22 protein-coding genes are annotated in these 25,285 nt (G+C 60.7%); 16 read left to right on the top strand and 6 right to left on the bottom strand.

Annotation, left to right across the window (positions count from 1 at the left end; translation table 11 throughout):
* Positions 1-61: 61 nt before the first annotated feature.
* Complete coding sequence (zwf, locus tag IEX16_RS06240) at positions 62-1,528, bottom strand: glucose-6-phosphate dehydrogenase (RefSeq protein WP_188707481.1); 1,467 nt, start codon at positions 1,526-1,528, stop codon at positions 62-64.
* Between the two features lie 107 nt (positions 1,529-1,635).
* Between zwf and tal the strand changes: the two genes are divergently transcribed.
* The 4 genes from tal to IEX16_RS06220 all read left to right on the top strand — a co-directional run bounded on the left by tal (position 1,636) and on the right by IEX16_RS06220 (position 5,840).
* Positions 1,636-2,583, top strand: coding sequence for a transaldolase (gene tal, locus IEX16_RS06235; RefSeq protein WP_188707480.1), 948 nt, complete (start codon positions 1,636-1,638; stop codon positions 2,581-2,583).
* Between the two features lie 106 nt (positions 2,584-2,689).
* Entirely contained in the window at positions 2,690-4,267 is a 1,578-nt protein-coding gene (gene pgi, locus IEX16_RS06230; protein WP_188707479.1) for a glucose-6-phosphate isomerase, read from the top strand.
* Positions 4,268-4,380: 113 nt separating this feature from the next.
* Positions 4,381-5,352, top strand: a complete 972-nt coding sequence (locus IEX16_RS06225; RefSeq protein ID WP_188707478.1) for an MBL fold metallo-hydrolase — start codon at positions 4,381-4,383, stop codon at positions 5,350-5,352.
* A gap of 176 nt (positions 5,353-5,528) precedes the next feature.
* Positions 5,529-5,840, top strand: coding sequence for a DUF805 domain-containing protein (locus IEX16_RS06220; protein WP_188707477.1), 312 nt, complete (start codon positions 5,529-5,531; stop codon positions 5,838-5,840).
* Positions 5,841-6,023: 183 nt separating this feature from the next.
* On the opposite strand, the gene groL is transcribed toward IEX16_RS06220, so the two are convergent.
* Positions 6,024-7,679: a chaperonin GroEL gene (groL, locus tag IEX16_RS06215; protein WP_188707476.1), complete on the bottom strand. Its 1,656-nt coding sequence runs from the start codon at positions 7,677-7,679 to the stop codon at positions 6,024-6,026.
* 49 nt (positions 7,680-7,728) lie between these two features.
* Positions 7,729-8,019, bottom strand: coding sequence for a co-chaperone GroES (groES, locus tag IEX16_RS06210; protein ID WP_096667046.1), 291 nt, complete (start codon positions 8,017-8,019; stop codon positions 7,729-7,731).
* 288 nt (positions 8,020-8,307) lie between these two features.
* On the opposite strand from groES, the gene IEX16_RS06205 reads away from it, so the two are divergent.
* From IEX16_RS06205 to IEX16_RS06175, 7 genes are all read left to right on the top strand, one after another.
* Positions 8,308-8,514: a hypothetical protein gene (locus IEX16_RS06205; RefSeq protein ID WP_188707475.1), complete on the top strand. Its 207-nt coding sequence runs from the start codon at positions 8,308-8,310 to the stop codon at positions 8,512-8,514.
* Between the two features lie 3 nt (positions 8,515-8,517).
* The gene (locus IEX16_RS06200; protein ID WP_188707474.1) at positions 8,518-8,712 is read left to right on the top strand and encodes a hypothetical protein; all 195 of its coding nucleotides are present in this window, start codon (positions 8,518-8,520) and stop codon (positions 8,710-8,712) included.
* A 472-nt stretch (positions 8,713-9,184) separates the two neighbouring features.
* A complete protein-coding gene (locus IEX16_RS06195) occupies positions 9,185-9,991 on the top strand; it encodes a biliverdin-producing heme oxygenase (RefSeq protein WP_188707473.1) in 807 nt (268 codons plus the stop codon).
* Positions 9,992-10,043: 52 nt separating this feature from the next.
* Positions 10,044-12,416 (top strand): ATP-binding protein, encoded by a 2,373-nt coding sequence (locus tag IEX16_RS06190; RefSeq protein ID WP_188707472.1) that lies wholly within the window; start codon positions 10,044-10,046, stop codon positions 12,414-12,416.
* A complete protein-coding gene (locus IEX16_RS06185) occupies positions 12,409-12,603 on the top strand; it encodes a hypothetical protein (RefSeq protein ID WP_188707471.1) in 195 nt (64 codons plus the stop codon). Before IEX16_RS06190 ends, IEX16_RS06185 begins: the two co-directional genes overlap by 8 nt.
* Positions 12,600-12,857: a response regulator gene (locus IEX16_RS06180; RefSeq protein ID WP_188707470.1), complete on the top strand. Its 258-nt coding sequence runs from the start codon at positions 12,600-12,602 to the stop codon at positions 12,855-12,857. The genes IEX16_RS06185 and IEX16_RS06180 overlap by 4 nt, the downstream gene beginning before the upstream one ends.
* On the top strand, positions 12,857-15,718 hold the full coding sequence (locus IEX16_RS06175; RefSeq protein ID WP_188707469.1) for a response regulator: 2,862 nt from the start codon (positions 12,857-12,859) through the stop codon (positions 15,716-15,718). The genes IEX16_RS06180 and IEX16_RS06175 overlap by 1 nt, the downstream gene beginning before the upstream one ends.
* Before the next feature lie 15 nt (positions 15,719-15,733).
* On the opposite strand, the gene metK is transcribed toward IEX16_RS06175, so the two are convergent.
* Positions 15,734-16,921, bottom strand: coding sequence for a methionine adenosyltransferase (gene metK / locus IEX16_RS06170; protein WP_188707468.1), 1,188 nt, complete (start codon positions 16,919-16,921; stop codon positions 15,734-15,736).
* Positions 16,922-17,095: 174 nt separating this feature from the next.
* Between metK and IEX16_RS06165 the strand changes: the two genes are divergently transcribed.
* Both IEX16_RS06165 and IEX16_RS06160 read left to right on the top strand, forming a co-directional pair.
* Positions 17,096-17,959 (top strand): lysophospholipid acyltransferase family protein, encoded by an 864-nt coding sequence (locus IEX16_RS06165; RefSeq protein WP_188707467.1) that lies wholly within the window; start codon positions 17,096-17,098, stop codon positions 17,957-17,959.
* Entirely contained in the window at positions 17,956-18,852 is an 897-nt protein-coding gene (locus IEX16_RS06160) for an LpxL/LpxP family acyltransferase (protein ID WP_268236601.1), read from the top strand. The genes IEX16_RS06165 and IEX16_RS06160 overlap by 4 nt, the downstream gene beginning before the upstream one ends.
* Positions 18,853-18,924: 72 nt before the next feature.
* Here the strand turns inward: IEX16_RS06160 and IEX16_RS06155 are convergent, their stop codons facing one another.
* Together IEX16_RS06155 and yihA are read right to left on the bottom strand one after the other, a co-directional pair.
* On the bottom strand, positions 18,925-19,842 hold the full coding sequence (locus IEX16_RS06155; protein WP_188707466.1) for an alpha/beta fold hydrolase: 918 nt from the start codon (positions 19,840-19,842) through the stop codon (positions 18,925-18,927).
* Positions 19,843-19,933: 91 nt separating this feature from the next.
* Entirely contained in the window at positions 19,934-20,650 is a 717-nt protein-coding gene (gene yihA / locus IEX16_RS06150; RefSeq protein ID WP_188707572.1) for a ribosome biogenesis GTP-binding protein YihA/YsxC, read from the bottom strand.
* A gap of 221 nt (positions 20,651-20,871) precedes the next feature.
* Here yihA and IEX16_RS06145 point away from each other — a divergent pair, with 221 nt between their 5' ends.
* From IEX16_RS06145 to ccsB, 3 genes are all read left to right on the top strand, one after another.
* Positions 20,872-21,516 carry a c-type cytochrome gene (locus tag IEX16_RS06145; protein WP_188707465.1) on the top strand — a complete coding sequence of 215 codons (645 nt, stop codon included), beginning with the start codon at positions 20,872-20,874 and terminating at the stop codon, positions 21,514-21,516.
* A gap of 171 nt (positions 21,517-21,687) precedes the next feature.
* Complete coding sequence (locus IEX16_RS06140; RefSeq protein ID WP_188707464.1) at positions 21,688-23,871, top strand: cytochrome c biogenesis protein ResB; 2,184 nt, start codon at positions 21,688-21,690, stop codon at positions 23,869-23,871.
* Complete coding sequence (ccsB, locus tag IEX16_RS06135; protein WP_188707463.1) at positions 23,868-25,223, top strand: c-type cytochrome biogenesis protein CcsB; 1,356 nt, start codon at positions 23,868-23,870, stop codon at positions 25,221-25,223. The genes IEX16_RS06140 and ccsB overlap by 4 nt, the downstream gene beginning before the upstream one ends.
* The last annotated feature ends 62 nt before the right edge of the window (positions 25,224-25,285 follow it).

Here is a 25,285-nt window from a genome sequence, read left to right as displayed (position 1 = left end):
GGCGCAGCGGCCCCCCCGGGGGGCAGGGAGTTACGCGAAGCGAACGACCGTGGGGGCCACATCAACATTCTTCGCTCCAACAGTAGTCGTCTTTGGCAATCATGGCGCTGGAAGCGCTTGGCCCCCAGGTACCCGCTGCATACGGACGTGGTCCCGAGCTGTCCTGCTGCCAGGCGTCCAGAATGGGTTCGACCCAACGCCAGGCCTCCTCCTGTTCGTCGCTGCGCACAAACAGGTTCAGGCGTCCGTTGATCACATCGAGCAGCAGGCGCTCGTAGGCGCCCACCCGTTCGGTGCCGAAACGCTTGTCGAAGTCCAGGTCCAGTTGCACCGGCGCCAGCGTCTGGCTGGACGCGCGGCTACCTCCCCGGTTGTCCTGACCCTGGGCGAACAGGTGCAGCTCCAGCCCGTCCTTGGGTTGCAGGTTGATCACCAGGCGGTTGCCCGCACCCTGCGGCAACTTGAAGATCGCATGCGGCGTCGGCCGGAAGTTGACTTCAATGTGGGCGTCGCGGTCGGCCAGGCGTTTGCCGGTGCGTATGTAAAACGGCACACCGGCCCAGCGCCAGTTGGCAATCTCGGTGCGCAGCGCCACAAAAGTCTCGGTCCGACTGTCCGGGTTGACGCCAGCTTCCTGCAGGTAGCCGGGCACCGCCTCGCCGGCGATGCTGCCGGCCGCGTACTGGCCGCGCACCACGTGCTGCTTGAGCGTTTCAGGTGTCCATGGCTTGAGCGAACGCAGCACCTTGAGTTTTTCATCGCGGATCGCGTCGGCATGCGCATTGATGGGTGGCTCCATACCGATGGCGCAGAGCAATTGCAATGCATGGTTTTGCACCATGTCGCGCAGCGCGCCGGTGCTGTCGTAGAAGGCGCCGCGTTTTTCAACGCCGAGCTCCTCGGCAATCGTGATCTGGATGTTGGCAATGTTTTCGCGGCGCCACAGCGGCTCGAACAGCGAGTTGCCGAAACGCATGGCAAACAGGTTCTGTACCGATGGTTTGCCCAGGTAGTGGTCGATGCGGAAAATCTGCTTTTCCGGCAATACACGCAAAACGGCTTCGTTGATGGCGCGGTTCGAGGCCAAGTCGTGGCCCAGTGGCTTTTCCAGCACCACGCGGGTTTGCGGGCCGTTCAGGCCAACAGCCGCCATGTTCTCGCAAATTCCAGTGAACAACGCCGGCGCGGTCGCCAGGTACATCACCACGGTCTCGGCCTGGCGGGCTTTCAGCGTGTCGGCGAGTTGCGCATAGTCGGCGGGCTGGGACAAGTCCATGCGCAGGTAATGCAGCAGGGCGGCAAAACGCTCGAACTCGCCGCCGCTGGGGCGTTTGGCGAGCTCCACGCTGTCAAAGCGCGACTGGATCAGCGCGCGGTACTGCGCATCACTCATCGCGTCACGACCCACGCCGATGATGCGCCCCTCAGGCGGCAACGATCCGTGCCGGAAGGCCTGGAACAGCGCGGGCATCAACTTGCGCCAAGTGAGGTCGCCGGTGCCGCCAAACAGGACCAGATCAAAACTCATAATTGAATCGTCATGTAATAAAGTTTCATATTCTGGGCTCATAATCGTAACTCAATCGAGCCCTCCGCTGACAGGCTCCGCCGTAGCCAGACATCTACACTTCGACCATGAACCAACTCGACGCCCTCAAACAGTTCACCACCGTGGTTGCCGACACCGGTGATTTCAAACAGCTCGACGCCTTCAAGCCGCAGGACGCGACCACCAACCCGTCGCTGATCCTCAAGGCAGTGCAAAAGCCTGAGTACCAGCCCCTGCTGGGCGAGACGATGGCGAAATTCAGCGGCCGGGCGCTGGACGAAACCATGGACCGCCTGCTGGTGCGTTTCGGCTGCGAAATCCTGTCCATCATTCCCGGCCGCGTCTCGACCGAGGTCGACGCGCGCTTGAGCTTTGACAGCAATGCCACTTTCACCCGTGGCGAACGGATCATCGAGTTGTACGAGGCTGAAGGCATCCACATTGACCGCGTGCTGATCAAGGTGGCCGCGACCTGGGAAGGCATTGAAGCCGCGCGCCGTCTCGAAGACCGCGGCATTCACACCAACCTGACCCTGCTGTTTTCGTTTTGCCAGGCGGTGGCCTGCGGCCAGGCGAAGGTGCAACTGATCTCGCCTTTTGTCGGGCGTATCTACGACTGGTACAAGAAATCGGCCGGCGCTGCCTGGGACGAGGCCGCCAGGTCTGGCGCCAATGATCCCGGCGTGTTGTCGGTGCGCGAGATCTACAACCACTACAAACATTTCGGCATCGCCACCGAAGTCATGGGCGCGAGTTTTCGCAACATCGGCCAGATCACCGCGCTGGCCGGCTGCGACCTGTTGACCATCAGCCCCGAGCTGCTGGCCCAACTGGCCGCCAGTGAGGCGCCGCTGCAGCGGGCGCTGGACGCCAAAGCCGCCCAGGCGCTGGACTTGCCGGCCGTCAACTTCGATGAAGTGACTTTCCGTTACGCGCTCAACGAGGACTCGATGGCCACCGAGAAGCTGGCCGAAGGCATACGCGCGTTTGCGGCCGATGCGGTCAAGCTTGAAAAGCTCATGTTGGCCGCATGAGTTACGCAGCGAGGGACCCCGGCACGGGGATCGATGCCAAGACGAATGCGGCCGAGCCACCGACGCCGCAACGCCGGAGCATTGCTGGCTGCGCGGAGGTGGCCGCATGCGTGAAGCCCTGATCCGCTGCGACCGCACGCCCGCTTGGGCGGCGTTGCGCGCGCTGTATGCGGCAAACGGCAGAACCTTCGATCTGCGAGAGGCGTTTGCTGCCAACCCTCGACGCTTCACTGACTTCAGCCAGGACGCGCCGCATTTGTTTGCCGACCTGTCGAAAAACCTGATTGATGCGCAAACGCAGACGCTGCTGCTGAAGCTGGCGCTTCAATGCGGGCTGGAGGGCCATCGCGATGCGATGTTCGCCGGTGAAAAGATCAATAGCACCGAAAACCGTGCAGCCATGCACTTTTTGTTGAGAAATCCGGCCTCAGCCCATGCGGGACGGGCGCCCGCAGCTCCTGAAAATATAGCAAACGAACTTGCCCGGATGCACGAGACGCTGAACGCCATGCTGGCTTATGCCGAGCAGGTGCGGCAGGACGCAGCCATGACCGACATCGTGAACATCGGCATCGGCGGCTCCGACCTGGGACCGCAGATGGCGGTGCTGGCGCTGGACGAGTTCCGCCTGTCGGGCAAGCGGATTCACTTTGTCTCGAACATCGACGGCCAGGAGCTGGCCGCTGTGCTGGCGCAACTCAAGCCGCAGAACACGCTGTTCCTGATTGCATCCAAGACCTTCACCACGACCGAGACCATGACCAACGCCGGATCGGCGAAACATTGGTTCGAGGCGCAGGGCGGCACGGACATCGCGCGCCACTTCGCCGCGCTGACCACCAACGTCGCGGCGGCGAACGACTTCGGCATCAGTACCACCTTCGGATTCTGGGACTGGGTCGGCGGGCGTTATTCGCTGTGGTCGGCGATTGGTCTGCCGCTGGCCATCGCCATCGGCGCGCAGGGTTTTCGGGATTTTTTGGGCGGCGCTCACGCCATGGACGACCACTTCCGCAGCGCGCCGCTGGCGCAGAACCTGCCGGTGCGCCTGGGCCTGCTCGATGTCTGGTACCGGAATTTTCACGGTTTCACCAGCCGCAGCATCGCGCCTTACAGCAGCGCCTTGCGCCGCTTGCCGGCCTATCTGCAGCAGCTTGAAATGGAGAGCAATGGCAAACGCGTGGATGCGGACGGGCAGGTTCTGCCATTTGCCACCGCGCCGGTGCTCTGGGGCGAACCGGGCACCAACGGCCAGCATGCCTACTTCCAGATGCTGCACCAGGGCACCGAGGTGGTTCCGGTCGAGTTTGTCGCCATCAAGCGGGTGGCGCGCAGCCTGCCGGGGCACCACAACAAGCTGCTGGCCAATGTGTTGGCCCAGGCCCAGGCGCTGATGCAGGGAAAAGACGATGTGGGCGGCCACAAACATTTCACGGGCAATCGGCCCAGCACCTTCCTGCTGCTTGAAGCGCTGACCCCGGCCAGCCTGGGGGCATTGATCGCGCTGCAGGAGCACCGCGTGTTCGTCAGCGGCGCCATCTGGGGCATCAACAGTTTTGACCAGTGGGGGGTGGAGCTGGGCAAGGTATTGGCGAGCGATATCGAGCAGCGGCTGCAAAGCGGCGACGCGGTGGGCCTGGACGCATCGACTGCCGGCCTGCTGCAGCGACTGCAGCTGTCCTGAAGTCCCGGATTCCCCCAGAAAGCTACTGGGTAATTGGCATGGCGCTGGCGGCTTGTGCCTGAGTCGGAGAGCATTCATTGAGTTTCTTTAACCCATGACCCAGGAGATATTTAATGATCAATCGCCGTGACCTGCTCGTCGGAGGAGGCGCAGCTGCCGCCGCCTATCTGGCCGGATCCTTCGTACCACTGGTGGCCCAAAACGCCCCGAATTTCGGCGCACCCAGCGTCGTCCAAGTGGGTTTTCGCAAGCAAAAGCTCGGCGATATGGAAGTCATCGCGCTGAACGATGGCGTGGTGCGCCGCCCACTGGCGGCCGAGTTTGTGCGCAATGCGCCGCTGACCGAGGTGCAGGAACTGCTGCGTTCGCAGAACCTCCCCACCGAGTATGTCGACGTGCCCTACACGGCGTTCCTGATCGTTGCCGGCAACCGCCGCGTGCTGATTGACACCGGTTTTGCCGACAACGGCCCCGCCACCACAGGCCGCTTACAGGCCAACCTGAACGCCGCCGGTTTCACTGTCAATGACATCGACACCGTGGTGATCAGCCATCACCATGGCGACCACATCAACGGCCTGCGCAGCAAGGCCGGCCAGCTGGTGTTCCCGAAGGCCAGCATCATGGTGCCCACTGTTGAGCACGCCTTCTGGATGGATGACGCCAGGATGGCTGCGGCGCCGGACGCCATGAAGGGCGCCTTCCAGAATGTGCGCCGCGTGTTCGGCGGCCTGGGGACCGACCAGTTGATCCAGTTCCAGGCCGGCCAGGAGATACTGCCCGGCGTGAGTACAACTGCCGCTTACGGCCACACACCGGGCATGGTGACGGTCAGCGCGCAAAGCCGTGGCGAGAAGTTTGCCTATTTGGCCGACCTGACCAATGTGCCCCAGCTTTTCGCCCGAAATCCGGACTGGGCCGTGGTGTTTGACATGAACCCCGAACAGGCGCGCGAGACCCGCCGCAAGGTGTTCGAGATGGTCGTCAATGACAAAGTTCTGGCCGGTGGTTTCCACTTCCCCTTCCCGGCCTTCGGCCGCATCGAGAAGCTGGGAAACGGGTACGACTTCAAGCCGGTGGCCTGACCCTGAGCGTGAAAAAAAGCCTGCGAGGCGCAAGCCCTGCGGGCCTTTTTCTAGCTCCCAAAGTGAGAAGTCCCAGTGGCTCTTTCGCTTCAACGGCTGCGTCTGGCCCGGCGTCATTTCGGTCGAATATCATGTTGCGGGGAATTCGCCCTGCACACTCCTGAGGAGGAGAACACATGAACTTCGGTCAAGCCATCTCGACCTGCTTTTCCAGATACGCCACCTTCTCCGGGCGCGCCGCGCGCCCCGAGTTCTGGTGGTTCTTCCTGTTTCAGATACTGGTCTCAATTGCCGCCTCCATGCTGGGTGACATCGTCGCCGGCCTGGTGTCCCTGGCCTTGCTGCTGCCCGCGCTCGCGGTCGGTGCCCGCCGCCTGCACGACATCGGAAAAAGCGGCTGGTGGCAACTGATCATGCTGACTGTCATTGGTTTGCTGCTGCTGATCTATTGGTGGGTCCAGCCCGGCAGCAGCGACGCTTCCGATTAGTTCGAGCGCTCATGAAAAAACCCGCAGGGCGCGAGCCCAGCGGGTTTTTTTTGTTGATTTGTCCGAAAGCCTTGAAGCCACCGGACGCAGCATGAGGGCTTAGCGCGAGGCGCGGGGTCGCAGACAGTACCAAAGGTACGGCAAGACCCCGCAACGCGGCGATCAGTCCTCAGGCAAGGACCCTTACATGCCCATGCCGCCCATGCCGCCCATATCACCCATGCCACCACCCATGCCGCCGCCGCCAGCGCCAGACTCGTCTTTCGGAGCCTCGGCAACCATGCATTCGGTTGTCAGCATCAGCGACGACACGGACGCTGCGTTTTGCAGTGCGGTGCGGGTCACTTTGGTGGGGTCCAGGATACCCATGTCGATCATGTCGCCATAAGTGCCGTTCTGGGCGTTGTAGCCGTAGTTGCCTTTACCGGCCAGCACCGCATTGACCACAACGCTTGGCTCTTCGCCAGCATTGGCGACGATGATGCGCAGTGGCTCTTCAATGGCGCGCATGATCAGCTTGATACCGGCGTCCTGGTCAGCGTTGTCGCCCTTGATGGTGCCAGCCGACTGCTTGGCGCGCAGCAATGCCACGCCGCCGCCGGCAACAATGCCTTCTTCCACAGCAGCGCGGGTAGCGTGCAGGGCGTCTTCAACGCGGGCTTTTTTCTCTTTCATTTCGACTTCGGTGGCAGCGCCAACCTTGATCACGGCAACACCGCCAGCCAGTTTGGCCACGCGCTCTTGCAGTTTTTCACGGTCGTAGTCGCTGGTCGCTTCTTCGATCTGGACACGAACCTGCTTGACGCGGGCTTCGATGTCAGCAGCGGCGCCAGCGCCGTCGATGATGATGGTGTTTTCCTTGCCCACTTCGATGCGCTTGGCCTGGCCGAGGTCAGCCAGTGTCACTTTTTCAAGTGTCAGGCCAACTTCTTCAGCAATGACCTTGCCGCCGGTCAGGGTAGCGATGTCTTCCAGCATGGCTTTGCGGCGGTCGCCGAAACCAGGGGCCTTGACAGCCACAACCTTCAGGATGCCGCGGATGGTGTTGACCACCAGAGTTGCCAGGGCTTCGCCTTCGACGTCTTCCGAGATGATCAGCAGTGGACGGCTGGACTTGGCAACTTGCTCCAGGGTGGGCAGCAGGTCACGGATGTTGCTGATCTTCTTGTCGTAGAGCAGAACAAACGGGTTGTCCAGAATCGCGGACTGCTTTTCAGGGTTGTTGATGAAGTAGGGCGAGAGGTAGCCGCGGTCAAACTGCATGCCTTCAACGACGTCGAGTTCGCTGTTCAATGATTTGCCGTCTTCAACAGTGATAACGCCTTCTTTGCCGACCTTGTCCATCGCTTCAGCGATGATCCGGCCGACTTCTTCGTCGCTGTTGGCAGAAATGGTACCGACCTGGGCAATTTCCTTGCTGGTGGTGGTGGGCTTGGAAGCTTTTTTCAGCTCTTCGACCAGGGCCGTCACAGCCTTGTCGATGCCGCGCTTCAGGTCCATCGGGTTCATGCCGGCGGCGACGTACTTCATGCCTTCGCGGACGATGGCTTGTGCCAGAACGGTAGCGGTCGTGGTGCCGTCACCAGCGATGTCAGAGGTCTTGGAAGCAACTTCCTTGACCATCTGCGCGCCCATGTTCTGCAGCTTGTCCTTGAGTTCGATTTCCTTGGCGACGGACACACCGTCCTTGGTCACGGTGGGGGCGCCGAAAGAGCGCTCCAGCACCACATTGCGGCCTTTGGGGCCCAGGGTAACCTTGACTGCGTTGGCCAGGATGTTCACACCCTCGACCATGCGTGCGCGGGCTTCGCCGCCGAAAATGACGTCTTTTGCTGCCATGTTTAATTCTCCAGATTCAGTTGATTAATGATGTGTGAAAGGCGAGAAGTTACTTCTCGACAACTGCGAACAGGTCGTCTTCCTTCATCACGAGCAATTCGTCGCCATCGACCTTGACGGTCTGGCCGCTGTACTTGCCGAACAAGACGCGGTCGCCGACCTTGACGGCCATGGCGCTGATCTCGCCTTTGTCGTTTTTCTTGCCAGGACCCACAGCCAGGACTTCGCCCTGATCAGGCTTCTCGGCGGCGCTGTCAGGAATGACGATGCCGGAGGCGGTTTTGGTCTCGTTTTCAACGCGTTTGACAATCACGCGGTCGTGCAGGGGGCGAAGTTTCATGGGAGCTCCTTGTTTGAAACAGTTGGGAATCAAAAAGCACAGCGCGGAACGCAGTGCGTGTGAAATGGCTGGATTGGGCGGCGTTGTTAGCACTCAATACCATCGAGTGCTGATGATAATGCTGTTTTATGACGGTTTCAAGGCTGGCCGCTCAAAAATTCTCCAATCAACCTCCGGCTTGTCCTACAAAACTGAAAGGATGAATCTGACAAACCTTTTTGATGCTCCTTGCCTATAGTTCAGAGAGCTCGCCGATTGCGCGGGAAAACTCATTCTAAGGAAATGCCGATGACTCACTTAAGTATCGAGTTGCCAAGTCGCTTTCAGGATTCCCGCCCTGGCGATTTGCTCGCCAACGAAGATAAAACGCCGGTTGGCTTCGCCAGAGCCTATATAGGGCGTGCTGCTTGGCCGTTTTTGGTGGGCACCAGCAGGTCGACCGACAGCGGCCAGCGCCAAGGTGGACTGGCAGGCGAATCCGGTTTTTCGAGCTGATCCATGAGCAACACCAGTGTTGGTCAGGGGGACGGCCGCGACAAGAACGAAAACGACGTCGCCGTTGGAAAACCCAAAAAAAAGACTTTTGGGGAAGAAGGCACGAACAAAACGCAGCCTGTGCCCGATCCAAAAGCCAAGTCGTCGGACGTACCCGGTAGCGGCAAGCATATGGAACCTTCGCCATATGTCCGCTGATCGCCTCAGACCTTTCAGGCTGCCCAGAAACCACCGTGAGGTGGTTTTTTGACGCCCACATTTTTGCAAGCGTTGCCAGGTTTCGACGTAGTCTCCCGCAACTTTGAGGGTCCGAAAAACTGGTGTTTTTTACACGCAGGCAGACCATTTCCCGCCGTGACCGGTGAAATGTATCACTCCGTTCGGGTGAGTCACCAACTGGTCCAGCCGGTAGACTAGGTCCACCGCCGAGCTCTTCGCGCTGTCGCGGCGTACCCACGAGGGCGATGAACGAGCCAGGTGGCAAAAAAAACAGGCCTAGTTGGCCACTAAGGCGTTTGGCGGCCTGCTTGCACCACATTGGGGTGCCATGGACCGGAGCATGTGCCGGGCGGGGTTTGGTCAGCATAGTCCTGATACACATCGGTTCACTGTAAGGCGATACGTGTGCAAGCCACTGCGAAAGTAGCGAGCGCCGTTGACTCTTCCTGTGATGGAAACCAGACTCATTCTTGGATCAATGCGTGGTATCTTCTTTTGTCAACACCCCTTCCGGATTCTCACAGCATCGCGAGACTTCATGGCCGTTCTCATATTGAGCGCTTTTTTAAATCAGGGTGCGGCGCCTTTAATTGCCCAAGCAGCCACGCCGTGTTCCGTCCTCACCCGCCTTCGGCTGGAAACGCGGGGCGAACATGATGCCGTCGAACGCTTGCTCGATTTAATGGGCACCGGGCTCACACGCGAAGTTTATTGTCGGCGGCTTGAGCAGTTTTACGGCTTCTATCGACCGCTTGAGGCGGCACTGAAAATTCGCTGTGCACTGCCGGGTGACCATGGGGTCGGAGCGACATCGCAACTTGCAACGCTCTTACCCCGGTTGAAAAAAACCACCCGTCTGCAGCGAGACCTCCACTATTTAGGCGTCGAGACTGCAGACCTGCCGCTTTGCAGGAACTTACCGCCACTGGAAACCGAGGCCGAGGTATTGGGCTGCCTGTACGTGATTGAAGGCGCCACGCTGGGGGGGCAGATGATTACCCGGCATGTACGGACCAACATTGACATTACGCCGACCACGGGAGGCAGTTTTTTTGAAGGCTACGCGGCCGACACCGGCAAGATGTGGCAGGCCATGCGGCAACTGCTGGTCAGCGGCGCGATTGACCCCCAAACTGAAAGCGCGATGGTGGTCAGCGCGATTACCACTTTTGCCAGCTTGCGTGGCTGGTGTGCACTGGCTAACACCTGCGCGAAGAATCTGACAGAAAACCACCGAGAGGCAGACCAGCGTGCATGAAAACCTTAGCAGCAACGCACAGAATGTCGAGGCTTTGGTATCAGGGCCCCCAATGACCAGCGCTGCACCGTGGGCCACACAACCTTACAGCATCAAGCGCGACGGCCTCACCCTGGTCAACTGTGATGACGAACCTGTGCGCACCCCCGGCTGCATTCAGGCTCATGGCGCGCTGCTCGTGCTTCGCCAGGCAGACTTGTCGATTTTGCAGGCCAGCGAGAATACCTTGGTGATACTCGGTCGTGCCGCCGCCGAGCTGCTGGGCCAAAGCGTGGCGGCAGTTGTCCAGTCAGCGGGAGAGGTCCGACTGCGAAACGTTCTGGACACCGAGCCGACTGAGTGCAATCCAATTTACGCCTTCACCCTGCCCGCAGGCGAGCAGGTTGCCGCGATGGACGTGACCGTGCACACGCTCGACGGCGTGGTGATGGTGGAGTTTGAAGCCACCGGTCGAAGTCCGTCTACCCAGATCGTCGGTGAAGAGATGCCTGGTCCGAAAAATCAGCCTGACTATTACTCACTTATCAAGAAAACGGTGACCCGCCTCCAAACCATGCAAACGGTGCAGACGTTTTGCCAGGCGCTCGCCGATGAGGTTCGGCTGTTGTCTGGCATGGACCGGGTGATGATCCACAAGTTCCACGCAGATCACCACGGGGAGGTTTTTGCTGAAAGCTGCGGGAGCGATCTGCCGCCTTGGCTGGGCATGCATTACCCGGCCGAAGACATACCAAAACCGACGCGCGACATTTTTACCAAAACCTGGATTCGACCAGTGCCCGACATCAGTGGTGCGCTTGCTGAAATGATGCCGCTTGTGAACCCCGACACCGGCAAGCCGGTGGACATGACGTACTGCGCTTTGCGCGGCGCCTCGATGATGTACGCCGAATATTTGAAAAATATGGGTGTGACGGCCTGCCTGACACTGGCGCTGCGCCGCGACAACCTGCTGTGGGGATTGATTGCCTGCCACCAATACAGCGGCCCGCGCCATGTGCCCTATGAGTCGCGTGCAGCCTGCGAATTTCTTGCACAAGTCGGCTCGCTGCTGCATAAATCCGTTGAAGACCGTGAAAACGCGGCTTACCGTATTCAACTGGAGGAGGTCCATCAGCAGCTGCTGAAAAATGCCGCGCAGGAAGGTGGACTGGCATGCATGACCGATGGCGCGCCTTCGTTGCTGAGTGCCATGCAAGCGGGCGGCGCGGCGCTGTTCCACCGCGAACGATGGTGGCGGGTTGGTCAGACGCCCAGTGAAGTTCAGTTGGAAGCACTCGGTCAATGGGTGGTGCAACGGCTCGATACCGGCTCGCTGGCCCGGCCGCTGTACGCAACGCAATCACTGGCGGCGGACTATCCACCTGGTGCAGCATTTGCTGATGTGGCCAGCGGATTGTTGGCCGCACCGCTGTCGCGCAGTGGCGAGAACCTGATGATGTGGTTCAGGCCCGAAGTGGAAAAAACAATCAACTGGCGCGGCAATCCGCATTACGAACCCAAGGTGACAGGGCCGCATGGATCGCGGCTGACGCCCCGGCGAAGTTTCGAGCTGTTCAGTGAGTCGGTTCATCAGCAGGCCCTGCCGTGGCTGCAGGTTGAGATTGACGCGGCTGCGCGGCTACGTACCTTCATCATGGAACTGGTGATCGAGCGCGCCGAGCAACTGGCTGGCCTGAATGCCGATCTGGCGCGCAGCAATGAAGAGCTTGATGCCTTTGCCTATTTGGCCAGCCATGATCTGAAGGAGCCGCTGCGCGGCATTCACACCTACGCCCACCAGTTGAGCGAATCCGCCCCCGCCGATGAAGGGGAAAAGCGCAAGCTCCAAGCCCTGATACGCCTGACGTTTCGCATGGACAGCCTGCTCGATTCGCTGCTGCATTTTTCACGGGTGGGCCGCGAAGAGCTGACGCTTGAAAACGTCGATCTGAATGAGGCTTTGGCCGATGCGATGGAAATGACAGGCTCTCTCACGGGAAATTGCCGTACGCAGATCGTCGCGCCCCGGGCGCTGCCGCGCATCCTGTGCGATCGTGTTCGGATTGGCGAAGTGCTGGTGAATTTGCTGTCGAATGCGCTGAAGTACAACGATCAGTCGGCCAAGCGAGTCGAAGTCGGCTTCATCGACGCGCATGAATCAGCGCTGCGCACTGGATTTCCCCAAACGACTGACGGGCAGACCGTGTATTACGTCCGCGACAACGGCATCGGCATCGCGTCGCACCATTTCGATCAGGTGTTCAAATTGTTCAAGCGCCTGCATGGCCGCGAAGAATACGGCGGCGGCGCCGGCGCCGGCCTGACGATTGTGCGCAAACTGGTGGAGAGGCATCGCGGCCAGGTCTGGCCTGAGTCGGCGGTTGGTGAAGGAACGACGTTTTTCTTCACGCTGAACCCGGCGCGTGGCAACCAGCATGCCTGAATCACTGGCCGCGCCGATTCCGGTCTTGCAAGACCCGGATGAAGACTTTGACACCCTTCGCGCTGCCGCAGCCGCAGGCGGCCTGGCACGAATTATTTACCGCGTTGCTTCAGGTGGATATGGGTTGGCGGTGCTGCGTGGTGAAGGTGATGTCCAGTTGCCTCTTTGTCGGTCCTTGGTTTTATGAACCTCAATTCTCACTGTGTCGACGGCCGTCAAACCATGGTCGCCACCAAGACTGATGACGGTTTGAATGAAATTCCGATGGTGGTTCTGACGACGTCGGCCAATCCGAAAGACGTGGCTTTTTGCCATCAGGCAGGCGCCAATGCACCATGTCAAGCACGTAGCTATGGCCAGTATCTGCTGCCGCTGGGTTCTTCATTGAATGACTGGTTTGAGAGCGGCACGCTGCATACCGAAACCTTGAAAGTCGATTGATGCTGCACGCCGACAAAGAAATCTTGAAACCCTGGTGCGTCTTCATCATTGACGACAGTCCCGAGGACCGGTCAGAGATTCACCGCATGCTGCTGAGTGGCTCGGAGCGTCGTTTGACATTTGTCGAGGCTGGAACAGGTGCAGCCGGAATCAAAGCGGTACTGGGCGCAGTGCCTCCGCCCGACTGTGTCGTGCTGGACTACAACCTGCCAGACATGGACGCACACGAGGTACTGGCTGCTCTGATAGGCAGCGACGGTATGCCAGTGTGCCCGGTGGTGGTGGTAACGGGCGTTGCCCGTCGGGAAGACGGCCGGCGCGTGCTGCGCGCTGGTGCACAAAACTACATAGGCAAAGACTGGGCCGGCGCGCAAGCACTGACCCGGGCACTTGAAACTGCCTGCGAGGGCTGGGCCATGGCACGCGAACTTCGCCAGGGTAGAGACGCCCTGCGATTGGTGGCTGACCGAGAAACATTCCGCAGAGTTTTCGGCGACGCGGTGCGTGGCCTGACCGACGAGCATGTGATTCAACAAACGGCTTCTGATTTGCTGGGCGCACACCTGCAAGCAAGCAGGGTCATGTCTTTAGAGGTGGCGGGTGAAGAACATGTCGTTGTGGGCCCAAGCTACGTCAGCGACGTGAACCGTATGGCGGGTATTTACAGGCTGGAAGACTATGGCCCGAAGCTGCTCGCCACTTTGCGGTCGGGTGAAAACGTGGTTGTAACTGACATACGCGGCGATGGCGGCTATTCTGAAAGCGACAAATCGGCCTACGCCCAGATGGAAATTGCGGCCAATCTGGGTATTCCCGTTCTGAAAAGCGGCAAACTGGTTGCAGTACTCGGCGTTCACCAAAATGTGCCGCGCATGTGGACCAGCGAAGAAATTGCGATCGCTAAGGAAATTGCCGAGCGCACCTGGGCGGCGGTGGAGCACGCGCGTGCGGATGCAAAGGTGGTTGCCAGCAGGGTTCAGTTGTCGCAGATTGTTGCAATCATGCCGTCGTTTTCGGCTGTGCTGAAAGGCCCTGAACACATCTTCGAGCTTGCAAATCAGTCGTTTTATGACCTTGTGCAGCATGGATCTGAAATTCTCGGAAAAACCTGTCTGGAGGCCCTCCCGGAGCTTGCCACGCAGCCGTTTCCTGATTTGCTCGACAAGGTGTACCTGACCGGTGAAAAATTCGAGGCCGCAGGGATGTCTGTGTTTTTACGGCGCGGGCCACTGGAAGTACAAACTGAAATTTTTGTCGATTTCGTTTACCTCCCGCTGCGTGGCGCTGATGGTCAGGTGTCAGGTATTTTTTGCCACGGTGTAGACCGAACGGCCGAAGTTCGCGCCGCACAGTCGTTGAGCATGCGGGAGCGCGCGTTGCGCAGTCTTGCCGACAACACGCCCGATTTGCTTATGCGTTTCGACCGCCAGCTGCGCCATGTTTTTGTCAACTCAGTGGTTGAAAAAATCACCGGGCGAAAGGTCGAGGAACTGCTGGGCAAGTCCAATCGCGAGATGGACATGCCGGCCTATCCGTGTGACCAGTGGGATGCTGCTATCAACCATGTATTCGAACACGGCTCGCATTCTTCGCTGGACTTTGAGTGGGCAACACCGAATGCCGGCGTGCGTTACTACTCCAGCCGGCTGGTGCCCGAGTTCAACGACGACGGCGGGGTTGAATCTGTGCTGTGCGTCACGCACGACGTTACACGTCGCAGGGCTTTTGAGCAGCAACTGGCTGACCAGGCCCGTAGAAAAGACGAGTTTCTGGCCACGCTGGCGCACGAGCTGCGCAATCCGCTGGCGCCTATCCGCACCGGGCTGCAGGTGCTCAAGCTTGCGCCGGATTTGGCCGTTGTGACACAAATTCTGCCGGTGATGGAGCGGCAGCTTGGTCAGATGGTGCGCCTGATCGACGATCTGCTGGATGTATCGCGCATCAACAGCGGCAAGATAGTTTTGAGGCTGGAGCGGTTGTCGCTGCAAGAGGTGGTAGCCAGCGCATTGGAGGCTTCGCGTCCGCTGATTGAAGCCGCTGGTCATTCATTGCGCGTTGATTTGCCGGCTGATCTGGTCTGGCTGGAGGCCGACCCGACCCGGCTGTCGCAGGTGCTTAACAACCTGCTGAGCAATTCGGCCAAATACACCCGGACTGGCGGCCAGATCCATCTTGCGGCCACGCTGCTGGGCAAAGAAGTTCACATTGCTGTCGCCGACAACGGAGCCGGCATTCCCGAAGACATGTTGTCCAGCGTCTTCGACATGTTTACCCAGATCAAACGCACACTCGACCGGGCCGAAGGCGGCCTGGGTCTGGGCCTGTCGCTGGTCAAAACATTGGTGCAGCTGCATGGCGGCACTGTGCGCGCTGACAGCCCTGGCATCGACCAAGGCAGCAAGTTCACGGTAACCTTGCCGACGGCGACCAGACCTGATGGCCAGCCGGCCTGTGAGGCCAGTAGCCCGACCTCGACAGTGAGTAATGGCCGGCGCATTCTGGTGGTGGACGACAACGTGGACGCAGCGGAGACCATGGTCATGCTGCTGGAGTTGTCGGGTCATGAGGCACGCTCGGCTTACGGCGGCCAGCAGGCGCTGGATGTGGCGCTTTCGTTTCGTCCCGATCTGGTGTTTCTGGATATCGGTTTGCCAGACATGAACGGTTATGAAGTGGCGCGGCGACTGCTGGCCGATCCGGCCACCGCATCGACCAAACTGGTTGCCCTGACAGGCTGGGGCACTGAAGACGACATTCGAAAATCAAAAGTGAGCGGCTTTCATGCGCACCTCACCAAGCCGGTGGAGCATGAGGCCGTAGAGGCCTTGCTGGTTTCACTTCTACCGACGAGGCGGGCTTGATGGTTGGTGCCGGGCTTAGTTCAATCCAGCAGCGGCCCGCAGCGTGGCGGCTTTGTCGGTTCGCTCCCACGTGAATTCCGGCTCGTCGCGGCCGAAGTGGCCATAGGCCGCGGTTTTTTCGTAGATCGGGCGCAGCAGGTCCAGCATCTGGATGATGCCTTTCGGGCGCAGGTCAAAATGTTCGTTGATCAGGGCCGACAGTTTCTCATCTGACATCACGCCAGTGCCTTCGGTATAGACCGTCACATTCATGGGGTGCGCGACGCCGATGGCGTAGGCCACCTGAATCTGGCACTGCTTGGCCAGGCCGGCCGCCACGATGTTTTTCGCCACATAACGTGCGGCATAAGCGGCCGAACGGTCCACTTTGGACGGGTCCTTGCCGCTGAACGCGCCGCCGCCGTGTGGGCAGGCGCCACCGTAGGTGTCCACAATGATCTTGCGGCCGGTCAAGCCGCAATCACCTTGCGGGCCGCCGATGACAAAACGGCCGGTCGGGTTGATCAGATACTTGGTGTCCTTGGTCAGCATACCTTTGGGCAGCACCGGCTTGATGATTTCCTCGATGATGGCCTCAATAAACGAGGCCTTCATCTTGTGTTGAGTTTCACTTTGGTCGGGGCTGTGCTGGGTGGACAGCACCACGGTGTCGATGCTGTGCGGCTTGCCGTCCACATAACGCATAGTGACCTGGCTCTTGGCGTCGGGGCGCAGGAAAGGCAGACGGCCGTCCTTGCGCAATTGCGCCTGGCGCTCCACCAGGCGGTGCGCGTAATAAATCGGCGCGGGCATCAGTTCGGGCGTTTCGTCGCAGGCGTAACCGAACATCAGACCCTGGTCACCGGCGCCGGTGTTCAGGTGGTCGTCGGACGCGTGGTCCACGCCCTGGGCAATGTCGTTGGACTGTTTGTCGTAGCAGACCATGACCGCGCAACCCTTGTAGTCGATGCCGTATTCGGTGTTGTCGTAGCCAATCCGCTTGATGGTGTCGCGTGCGACCTGGATGTAGTCCACATGCGCGTTGGTGGTGATCTCGCCGGCCAGCACAACAAGGCCGGTGTTGGTCAGGGTTTCGGCTGCGACACGGGACAGCGGGTCCTGCTTGAAGATGGCATCCAGGATGGCATCGGAAATCTGGTCGGCAACCTTGTCGGGATGGCCTTCGGAGACGGATTCGGAAGTAAAGAGAAAATCGTTCGCCATTGCGTACACTCCATGAAGTTAGTCGGCGCGTTGCCGGCTTGGGGTGCCTCGGCGAACGCTTTAGCAGGTTGGTTTAACGTCGCCCTGCAAGTTGTTCAGTAACTCGGCGACAGCTGCCATTATATCGCTTCACTGCTTTTTCCAGCGCCTGCGCCCCTGTCCTTGTACCCTTTCATGATCCATCTGTTCCGGTTTCTGTCCCACTGGCCGCTGCGCGTTCTGCATGCGCTGGGCGCCGGTCTGGGCTGGCTGGTCTGGTGTTTGAGCCCCGGCTATCGGCGGGAATTTCGTGCCAATGTGGCCCAGGCCGGGCTCGCGTTTGAAGCGGCGCGACCTGGTATTGGCGAGGCCGGGCGCTTCGTGGCCGAATTGCCCAAGCTGTGGATGCGTCCGCCCAGGGCCTCTTGCCTGGGCAATGTGCGTATCGAAGGGCAGGGTCATGTTGCCGACGCCTTCGCTCGGGGCAAGGGTGTGATTTTTTTTGGTCCGCATTGCGGCAGCTTTGAACTCGGACCGCAGGCGTTGGCCGAGCTGTACGGCCCGATCACGGCGATTTACCGGCCGGCGCGAAAACCCTGGCTGGCGCGGCTTGAACTGCTGGCTCGCAGCCGTCCGGGACTCACGGTGGTGCCGGCCAGCCTCAGCGGGATTCGCCAGATGTTCCGCACCCTCAAGAGCAACCAGGCGGTGGCGCTGTTGACCGACCAGGTGCCGCCCGACGGGCAGGGCGTGTGGGTGCCGTTTTTTGGCAAACCGGCTTACACCATGAGCCTGGCCGCGCGGCTGGCGCTGCAAAGCGGCGCGGTCGTGCTGCCGGTCAGTTGTGAACGGCTGGCGCGCGGTCAAGGCTATTTCCTGAAAATCTGGCCGCCGCTGGCTGCGCTCGACAGTCTGCCCAAAAGCGAGCTGTTGCCGGCGGTGACGGTCATCAACCGGGCGATTGAAGCGATTGTGTTGAGTCAGCCTGGTCAGTACCTGTGGGGCTATGCCCGCTACAAGCAGCCGCGCCAGCAGCATGCCGATGAAGGTGCGCCGTGAAGACGCCGCGCCAACTCGCCAGCTACCTGTTCACCCGCAGCGGCATTGTGTTCATGCAATTGCTGGCCGCGCTGCCCCTGCCCGTGGTGCGGGCCATGGGCGTGGCGCTGGGCTGGCTGCTCTATGGGCTGGCGGTTCCGCGCCGCCGGGTCGTCCAGACCAACTTGCTCCTGTGTTTCCCCGAGCGCCTGGAGGCCGAGCGGCACGTGCTGGCACGGCAGACCTTTGTGTTTTTCGCCCAGGCCTGGCTGGACCGAAGCTGGCTCTGGCACGGTCATCCGGAAAAACTCAGGCGGCGCCTGCAGCTCAAGGGCGCGCTGGTCGAACTGGACGGCGAGCAGCCGGTGGTGCTGTTTGCACCGCATTTTGTTGGCCTCGATGCCGGCTGGGCTGCGCTGACACAGCGGGTGCCGCGTGCTTTCACGACCATCTACACCGACCAGGCCAACAAGCTGCTGGACCGCTGGATCCTGCGCGGACGCAGGCGCTTCGGCAACGCGCGCCTGTTTGGCCGGGCCGAGGGGGTGCAGCCCATCATCAGTGCGCTGCGCGCGGGGCAGCCGCTGTACCTGCTGCCCGACATGAACTTCGGGCCGGAAGAGTCGGTTTTTGTGCCTTTTTATGGCGTGGATGCCGCCACCGTACCCTCGTTGTCGCGTTTTGCCAAATTGGGCCGCGCGAAAGTTGTTCCGGTGGTCACGCGTATGACGAGTACCGGTTACGAGGTGGAGGTGATGCCCGCCTGGGCCGACGTACCCTCGGCAGACTTCGTGGCCGACACGGCGCTGATGAATGCACGGCTGCAGGACTACATCAACACGATGCCGGCGCAGTACTACTGGGTACACAGGCGCTTCAAGAGCCGGCCTGAAGGTGAGCCTTCGATCTATTGAAGGCAGACCCAACGCCTTTTCATGCCTTCAGCCCATGCTGGACGGGTCCTGGCAGCTATCAAAAACAGAGCGTCAACTCTGGCTCAAAAAGCCTTGCAGCATGCGGGCGACCAGAGCAGGCTGCTCGTGCACGATCCAGTGCGAGGCGCCCGGAATCTTCTCCAGCTGCATGTTTGGCACATAGGCTTCGAGCCCGGCTATCAGCGCCGGTGGCAGGGCGATGTCGTCCATGGCCCAGAGCACCAGCGTCGGCAGCAACACCGTCAGCAGCTCCGACGGCAAGGTCACCGCAGCGGCGGCCGGATCGTGGGGGCGCGGTGGGCGCAGCGGTGACGCGCGGTAGAGGTTGCAGCCACCGGTCAGCCCGGCGTTCCAGACCGCGCGGTACTGGTCCTTGACGTCTTCCGTCAGCCAGGCCGATACGCCGCTGCCCTGTGGATCCTTGCCATTGGTCAAAAACTGCCAGAGCCGGCGGAAGTCGTCCGCGGCCAGCAGGGCTTCCGCATCGGGTCGGATCAGGAAATTCATGTAGGCGCTGGAGGCCTGCTGCGCTGGCGAATGCTGCAGTTCGCGCAAAAACGTGCCGGGATGCGGCGAATTGATGATCGCGAGTTTTTTCATGAGCTGTGGCATGGTTGCCGCCACGCTCCAAGCGACGGCGCCACCCCAGTCGTGCGCCACCAAGGCTTCGAGCTGACCGCCAGGCGCGATCCGTGCGATCAGCGCCGCGATGTCCTGAACCAGGTGTTTGGCGCGGTAGGCTGTCGCATCCGGGGGCGCGCTGGATTGTTCAAACCCGCGCAGATTGGGCGCGATGCAGAAGTAGCCGCCGTTTTCAGGCTGCGCAAAGTGTTCGAGCAGGCCGTCCCAGACAAAGGCCGCTTCCGGGAAACCATGCAGAAACATCAGTACCGGCCGGCGCTCGTCGCCCGCCATGCGGCAGGACAGGGTGATGCCGTGGGGCAGGGTCAGGAGGCGGGTCTGGATCATGATGCTATGCATTTAATAGCTGCTCACCCAATTCAGTCGTGGGTTGGAGGCAAATTTTCTCAAAAAAAGTAGGGCGGCCGACCCGCCGGCTTTACCCGGCGTCGGGCTCGTCGGCAGGCGCTGCGGCCACTGCAGCCTGGTCGTCCTGTACCGGCGGATGCGCCCACTGCCACAGGTGCTGGGCCACCTCTTCCACGCCTTGCCGCTTCAGCGATGAAAACAGTTTGACATCGCCGCCGCCAGCCTGCAGTCGCACAATGGACAGTGCTCTGGCCGCTTCGGTCTTGTTGAGCTTGTCGGACTTGGTCAGCAGCACCAAAAACTTCAAGCCTTCTCCCACGCGCGGACGGATCACGTCGAGCAGAATTTCGTCGAGCTCGGTCAAGCCGTGGCGCGGATCACACAGCAGCACCACCCCCCTGAGCGTGTCGCGCGTCTGCAAATAGTTGCCCATGACCTGTTGCCAGCGGGCCTTGGCTGCCTTGGGCACCGCCGCATAGCCGTACCCGGGCAGGTCGGCCAGCACCGCGTCCATGACGCCTTGCTTGCCGAGCGAGAACAGGTTGATGCTTTGGGTGCGCCCTGGTGTCTTGGACGCAAAGGCCAGCCGGTTGATCTGGGTCAGCGTGTTGATGCAGGTGGACTTGCCCGCGTTGGAGCGGCCGACAAAGGCGATTTCCGGTACATCCAGCGGTGGCAGGTGTTTGAGCTCGGGCGCGGTGGTCAGGAATTTGGCGGTGTGCAGCCAGCCCATGGCGATCTTCGCCTCGGCAGATTGGGGCACTTGGGCCGCCAGGGCCGCCGCCATTTTGGCCGCCGCCACTTTGGGGATGGGACGCTTGTGGCTGGGCTTCTGCGTTTTGATGGGGGTGGAACGGGGAGATATGCTCATATTTGGGATTGTCCCCCAAGCCATTGTAAAATCAGGAAGTTTTGCGTGAAGTTGCTGTCCCGATGGGGCTTTTTATGCAGCTTGAGGCGCGCGCCGATTGCCAAGTCCACTTTAGAGTCAACTATTAAACCCCCGATATGAAGCCAGTTTCCACTTCGTTGATTACTTGTTTGTTTGCTGCCCTGCTGGCTGTGCCGGCCCTGTCCTTGGCCGCTGGTGAAGCTGCCCCGGCCAAGGTCGCCAAACCAGATCTTGTCAAGGGCGCAGCGACTTATGCCGCAGTCTGCGTGGCTTGCCATGCCGCTGACGGCAACTCGGCCATCGCGGCCAACGCCAAGCTGGCGCAGCAGCATCCCGAGTACCTGGTCAAGCAGTTGCAGGAATTCAAGTCCGGAAAGCGCAAAAACGCCATCATGCAGGGCTTTGCCGCAGCGCTGTCGGATGAGGACATGCGCAATATTTCTTACTGGGTGGCCTCCAAGCCTGTCAAACCCGGCTTTGCCAAAGACAAGGCGCTGGTCGCCCTGGGCGAGCGTATTTACCGCGGCGGCATTTCCGACCGCCAGGTGCCCGCCTGCGCCGGTTGCCACAGCCCGACCGGTGCCGGCATTCCTTCCCAGTACCCGCGTCTGGGTGGTCAGCATGCCGAATACACCGCGACACAGCTAACCGCTTTCCGTGACGGTGGCCGTAACAACAGCCTGCAGATGAATCAGGTCGCCGCCAAACTGAACGACCGCGAGATCCGCGCGGTTGCCGATTACATCGCCGGTTTGCGCTAGGCCCCGGCTGCGTCAGCGCAGCCGCCAGCCAGCCGCCTTTTTGCGGAAATATGGCGCTTTTCAGCGGTTTGTATTGAACCCCGGCCGACTTCAACACTCCATACCAAGGCGGGTCCCGATGAAGGCCCGCCTTTTTTTATTGCAGTCCACTTTGCCCATGGCCCCACACGCATGACAGTTTCCACCCACGGCCTGCGGCTCAAGTCCGGTTCCCACGCCCTGCGCTCCAGCGTGGAGCTGCTGTCATCAATGCGGTTTTCGATCTCGTTGCTGACCGTCATCTGCATCGCCTCGGTGATCGGAACCGTGCTCAAGCAGCAGGAGCCACTGACCAATTACGTCAACCAGTTCGGTCCGTTCTGGGCGCAGGTGTTTGGCGCGGTCAATCTCAACACCGTTTACAGCGCCTGGTGGTTCATGCTGATCCTGGCGTTTCTGGTGCTGTCCACTTCGCTGTGTATTGCCCGCAACACGCCGAAAATTCTGGCCGACTGGAACCAGCTCAAGGAAAACGTCCGAGAGCAAAGCCTGAAGGCTTTCGGCCACCGCGCCGAGCAGGCGCTGGGCGAAGCGCCCGAGACGGCTGCCCGGCGCATCGGCCAGACCCTGGTACAGAGCGGCTGGAAGGTCAAGCTGCAGCAGCGGGACGCGCCCGGTGGCAGCGGCTGGATGGTTGCCGCCAAGGCCGGCGCTGCCAACAAGCTCGGCTACATCGCTGCGCACGGCGCCATTGTGCTGGTCTGTGTCGGCGGCCTGCTCGACGGCGACCTGGTGGTGCGCGCGCAGATGTGGCTCAATGACAAGTCCATCTACACCGGCGGCGGATTGATCGCCGATGTGCCGGCCCGGCATCGCCTGAGCGAGCGCAACCCCACCTTTCGCGCCAACCTGCTGGTGGCAGAGGGCACGCAGTCCAGCACTGCCATCCTGAACCAGCCTGGCGGTGTTTTGCTGCAGGACCTGCCCTTTTCGGTGGAGCTCAAAAAATTCATCGTCGAGTACTACTCGACCGGCATGCCCAAGCTGTTTGCCAGCGAGATCGTGATCCATGACCGGGAAACCGGCGAAAAGATTCCCCATCGCGTCGAGGTCAACCATCCGGCGCACCACAAGGGCATCGAGATTTATCAGTCCAGCTTTGACGACGGCGGTTCCAGCGTCACGCTCAAGGCCGTGCCCATGGCCGTGGGCCCCCAGCCTTCCAGCAAACCGTTTGAAATCCAGGGCACGATAGGCGGCTCCAGCAGCCTGACCAACGGCCCTGAAAAAATGACGCTCGAATACACAGCGCTGCGTGTCATCAACGTCGAAAACTTCAGCGGCGCCGGCAACCTGGGCGGTTCGGGTGCCGACGTGCGCAAGGTAGACCTGCGCCAGTCCATTGACGCGCGCATGGGCGCGGCCAACAAGACCAAAGAGCAAAAAGAGCTGCGTAACGTCGGCCCCAGCCTGAGCTACAAGCTGCGCGACGCGGCCGGCCAGGCGCGCGAATTTCACAACTATATGCTGCCGGTGAAGATGGACAGCGCCGAGTTCACGCCGGCGCTGTTTCTGCTCGGCGTGCGCGAAACACCGGCTCAACCTTTTCAGTACCTGCGCATTCCGGCCGATGAACTGGGCAGCATGGAAGGCTTTTTGCGGCTGCGTCGCGCGCTCGCCGATCCGGTCCAGCGCGAGCGGGCGGTTCAGCGTTATGTGCGGCAGGCCATTGCGGCGGACCGTCCTGATCTTGCCCAGCAACTGGCGGCCTCTGCATCGCGCGCTTTGGTCTTGTTCGCCGGGCCGGACCAGCCCGTCGCCGGTCAGAAACCGCCGCTGGCGGGTCTGCAGGCGATCTCGGACTTCATGGAAGCCAATGTGCCGGAGGCCGAACGCAACCGTGCCGGCGAGGTGCTGGTGCGCATTCTCAACGGTGTCTTGTTCGAGCTGGCGCAAATAACGCGTGAACAAAGCGATCTCAAGCCCCTGCCCCTGGACGACAGAACCCAGGCCTGGATGGCGCAGGCCGTGTTGTCTCTCAGCGACGCCCACCATTATCCGGCGCCCATGACGTTTGAGCTCAAGGACTTCACGCAGGTGCAGGCCAGCGTGTTCCAGGTGACACGAACCCCCGGCAAAAACATCGTCTACCTCGGTTGCGCGCTGCTGATCCTCGGTATTTTTGCCATGCTGTATGTGCGTGAGCGCCGGCTCTGGATCTGGCTGGCGCCGGCTGGCGGCGCAGATGCCGAAAAGGGACCAGAATCTAGCCCAGGCAGTCAGGCGACCATGGCCTTGTCGACCAACCGCCAGACCATGGAAGTTGACAGGGAGTTCGAGATGCTGAAGACCAAACTTTTACAGGTGCCACGATGAACACCACCACGACAACGCTGAGCTCGCGCGGAGCCGACGCGACCACCATCAGCCTGCATGAAGGCTACTTTGCCAAACGCAGTCTGGCCGACTGGATTTTTGCGGCGCTGGTGCTGGCTGGCGGTCTGTTCGCCTTTGCTCGTTACCACGGCTTCATGGATGTGTACGAAAAAGGCATCCTGCTGGGCACGATTCCAGCTGCCATTGCGATGGGCTGGTTCTGGCGGCCGTTGCGCGTGCTGATGGGGGTGGTGGCGCTGTTCTCCTTGCTCGGCATCGCGTCTTACCAGGGTGACCTGGCGCGGGCCGAGCAGGTGTTCTGGCTCAAGTACTTCCTTTCCAGCCAGTCGGCCATCCTCTGGATGAGCATGCTGTTTTTCATGAGCACGGTGTTTTACTGGTTGGGCATGTTCATCCGCCAGCCGGGCGATGCGCTGGAGTCGCTGGGCAGCAAGCTCGCCTGGGTGGCCGTGGGCATGGCGCTGATCGGTACCATGGTTCGCTGGTACGAAAGCTACCTGATAGGCGCGGATGTGGGCCATATCCCGGTCAGCAATTTGTACGAAGTATTCGTGCTGTTCTGCTGGATGACGGCCGCGTTTTACCTTTACTTCGAAGCGCAGTACAAGACCCGCGCCATGGGAGCGTTTGTGATGCTGGTGGTCAGTGCCGCTGTAGGTTTCCTGCTCTGGTACACGGTGGTGCGCGAGGCGCATGAAATCCAGCCGCTGGTGCCGGCGCTCAAGAGCTGGTGGATGAAGCTGCATGTGCCGGCCAACTTCATTGGTTACGGCATGTTCTCGTTGGCGGCCATGGTCGCGCTGGCCTACCTGATCAAGCAGCAGGCGCTTGAGACCCGCTGGTACAAACTGACGCCCCTGTGGCTGCTCGGTGTGGTGCTGTGTTTCGTACCGATTGTTTTCCGTAAATCGCCGGCCGATGTCGGCGGCGGCAACTACTGGGCCGGTTATTTGCTGGTCTCGGGCCTGATCGCGGCTGGCATCCTGCTGGGCCGCAAGCGCATCGCCGCACGCCTGCCGTCGGCCGAGGTGCTTGACGACGTGATGTACAAGGCGATTGCGGTGGGTTTTGCCTTCTTCACCATCGCCACCGTGCTGGGCGCGCTGTGGGCGGCCGAGGCCTGGGGTGGCTACTGGAGCTGGGACCCCAAGGAAACCTGGGCGTTGATCGTCTGGCTGAACTACGCGGCCTGGCTGCACATGCGCTTGGTCAAGGGCCTGCGCGGCACCGTGGCGTCCTGGTGGGCGCTGGTGGGGCTGGCTGTGACCACGTTTGCCTTTCTGGGCGTGAACATGTTCTTGTCGGGGCTGCACAGTTACGGAACCTTGTAGCCCCTGTCTGAATCCTTGTAAGAAGTGGCTGCGTATCCAGACTAACCGTCAAATCCTGACCA

The organism is Polaromonas eurypsychrophila (assembly GCF_014641715.1).
GTDB classification, from domain to species: Bacteria; Pseudomonadota; Gammaproteobacteria; order Burkholderiales; family Burkholderiaceae_C; genus Polaromonas; species Polaromonas eurypsychrophila.
This window is presented reverse-complemented; position numbering and strand designations above follow the sequence as displayed.

Bases quoted from the DNA above. Each gene is read 5' to 3' on its own strand.
- IEX16_RS06140 (WP_188707464.1), top strand. From the start codon at position 21,688: ATGACAGTTTCCACCCACGGCCTGCGGCTCAAGTCCGGTTCCCACGCC.
- IEX16_RS06200 (WP_188707474.1), top strand. From the start codon at position 8,518: ATGAGCAACACCAGTGTTGGTCAGGGGGACGGCCGCGACAAGAACGAA.
- ccsB (WP_188707463.1), top strand. From the start codon at position 23,868: ATGAACACCACCACGACAACGCTGAGCTCGCGCGGAGCCGACGCGACC.
- IEX16_RS06175 (WP_188707469.1), top strand. From the start codon at position 12,857: ATGCTGCACGCCGACAAAGAAATCTTGAAACCCTGGTGCGTCTTCATC.
- IEX16_RS06185 (WP_188707471.1), top strand. From the start codon at position 12,409: ATGCCTGAATCACTGGCCGCGCCGATTCCGGTCTTGCAAGACCCGGAT.
- groL (WP_188707476.1), bottom strand. From the start codon at position 7,679: ATGGCAGCAAAAGACGTCATTTTCGGCGGCGAAGCCCGCGCACGCATG.
- yihA (WP_188707572.1), bottom strand. From the start codon at position 20,650: ATGGCGGCGGCCCTGGCGGCCCAAGTGCCCCAATCTGCCGAGGCGAAG.
- pgi (WP_188707479.1), top strand. From the start codon at position 2,690: ATGCGTGAAGCCCTGATCCGCTGCGACCGCACGCCCGCTTGGGCGGCG.
- zwf (WP_188707481.1), bottom strand. From the start codon at position 1,528: ATGAGTTTTGATCTGGTCCTGTTTGGCGGCACCGGCGACCTCACTTGG.
- IEX16_RS06165 (WP_188707467.1), top strand. From the start codon at position 17,096: ATGATCCATCTGTTCCGGTTTCTGTCCCACTGGCCGCTGCGCGTTCTG.
- metK (WP_188707468.1), bottom strand. From the start codon at position 16,921: ATGGCGAACGATTTTCTCTTTACTTCCGAATCCGTCTCCGAAGGCCAT.
- IEX16_RS06195 (WP_188707473.1), top strand. From the start codon at position 9,185: ATGGAAACCAGACTCATTCTTGGATCAATGCGTGGTATCTTCTTTTGT.
- IEX16_RS06225 (WP_188707478.1), top strand. From the start codon at position 4,381: ATGATCAATCGCCGTGACCTGCTCGTCGGAGGAGGCGCAGCTGCCGCC.
- IEX16_RS06205 (WP_188707475.1), top strand. From the start codon at position 8,308: ATGACTCACTTAAGTATCGAGTTGCCAAGTCGCTTTCAGGATTCCCGC.
- IEX16_RS06180 (WP_188707470.1), top strand. From the start codon at position 12,600: ATGAACCTCAATTCTCACTGTGTCGACGGCCGTCAAACCATGGTCGCC.
- IEX16_RS06190 (WP_188707472.1), top strand. From the start codon at position 10,044: ATGACCAGCGCTGCACCGTGGGCCACACAACCTTACAGCATCAAGCGC.
- IEX16_RS06155 (WP_188707466.1), bottom strand. From the start codon at position 19,842: ATGATCCAGACCCGCCTCCTGACCCTGCCCCACGGCATCACCCTGTCC.
- groES (WP_096667046.1), bottom strand. From the start codon at position 8,019: ATGAAACTTCGCCCCCTGCACGACCGCGTGATTGTCAAACGCGTTGAA.
- tal (WP_188707480.1), top strand. From the start codon at position 1,636: ATGAACCAACTCGACGCCCTCAAACAGTTCACCACCGTGGTTGCCGAC.
- IEX16_RS06145 (WP_188707465.1), top strand. From the start codon at position 20,872: ATGAAGCCAGTTTCCACTTCGTTGATTACTTGTTTGTTTGCTGCCCTG.
- IEX16_RS06220 (WP_188707477.1), top strand. From the start codon at position 5,529: ATGAACTTCGGTCAAGCCATCTCGACCTGCTTTTCCAGATACGCCACC.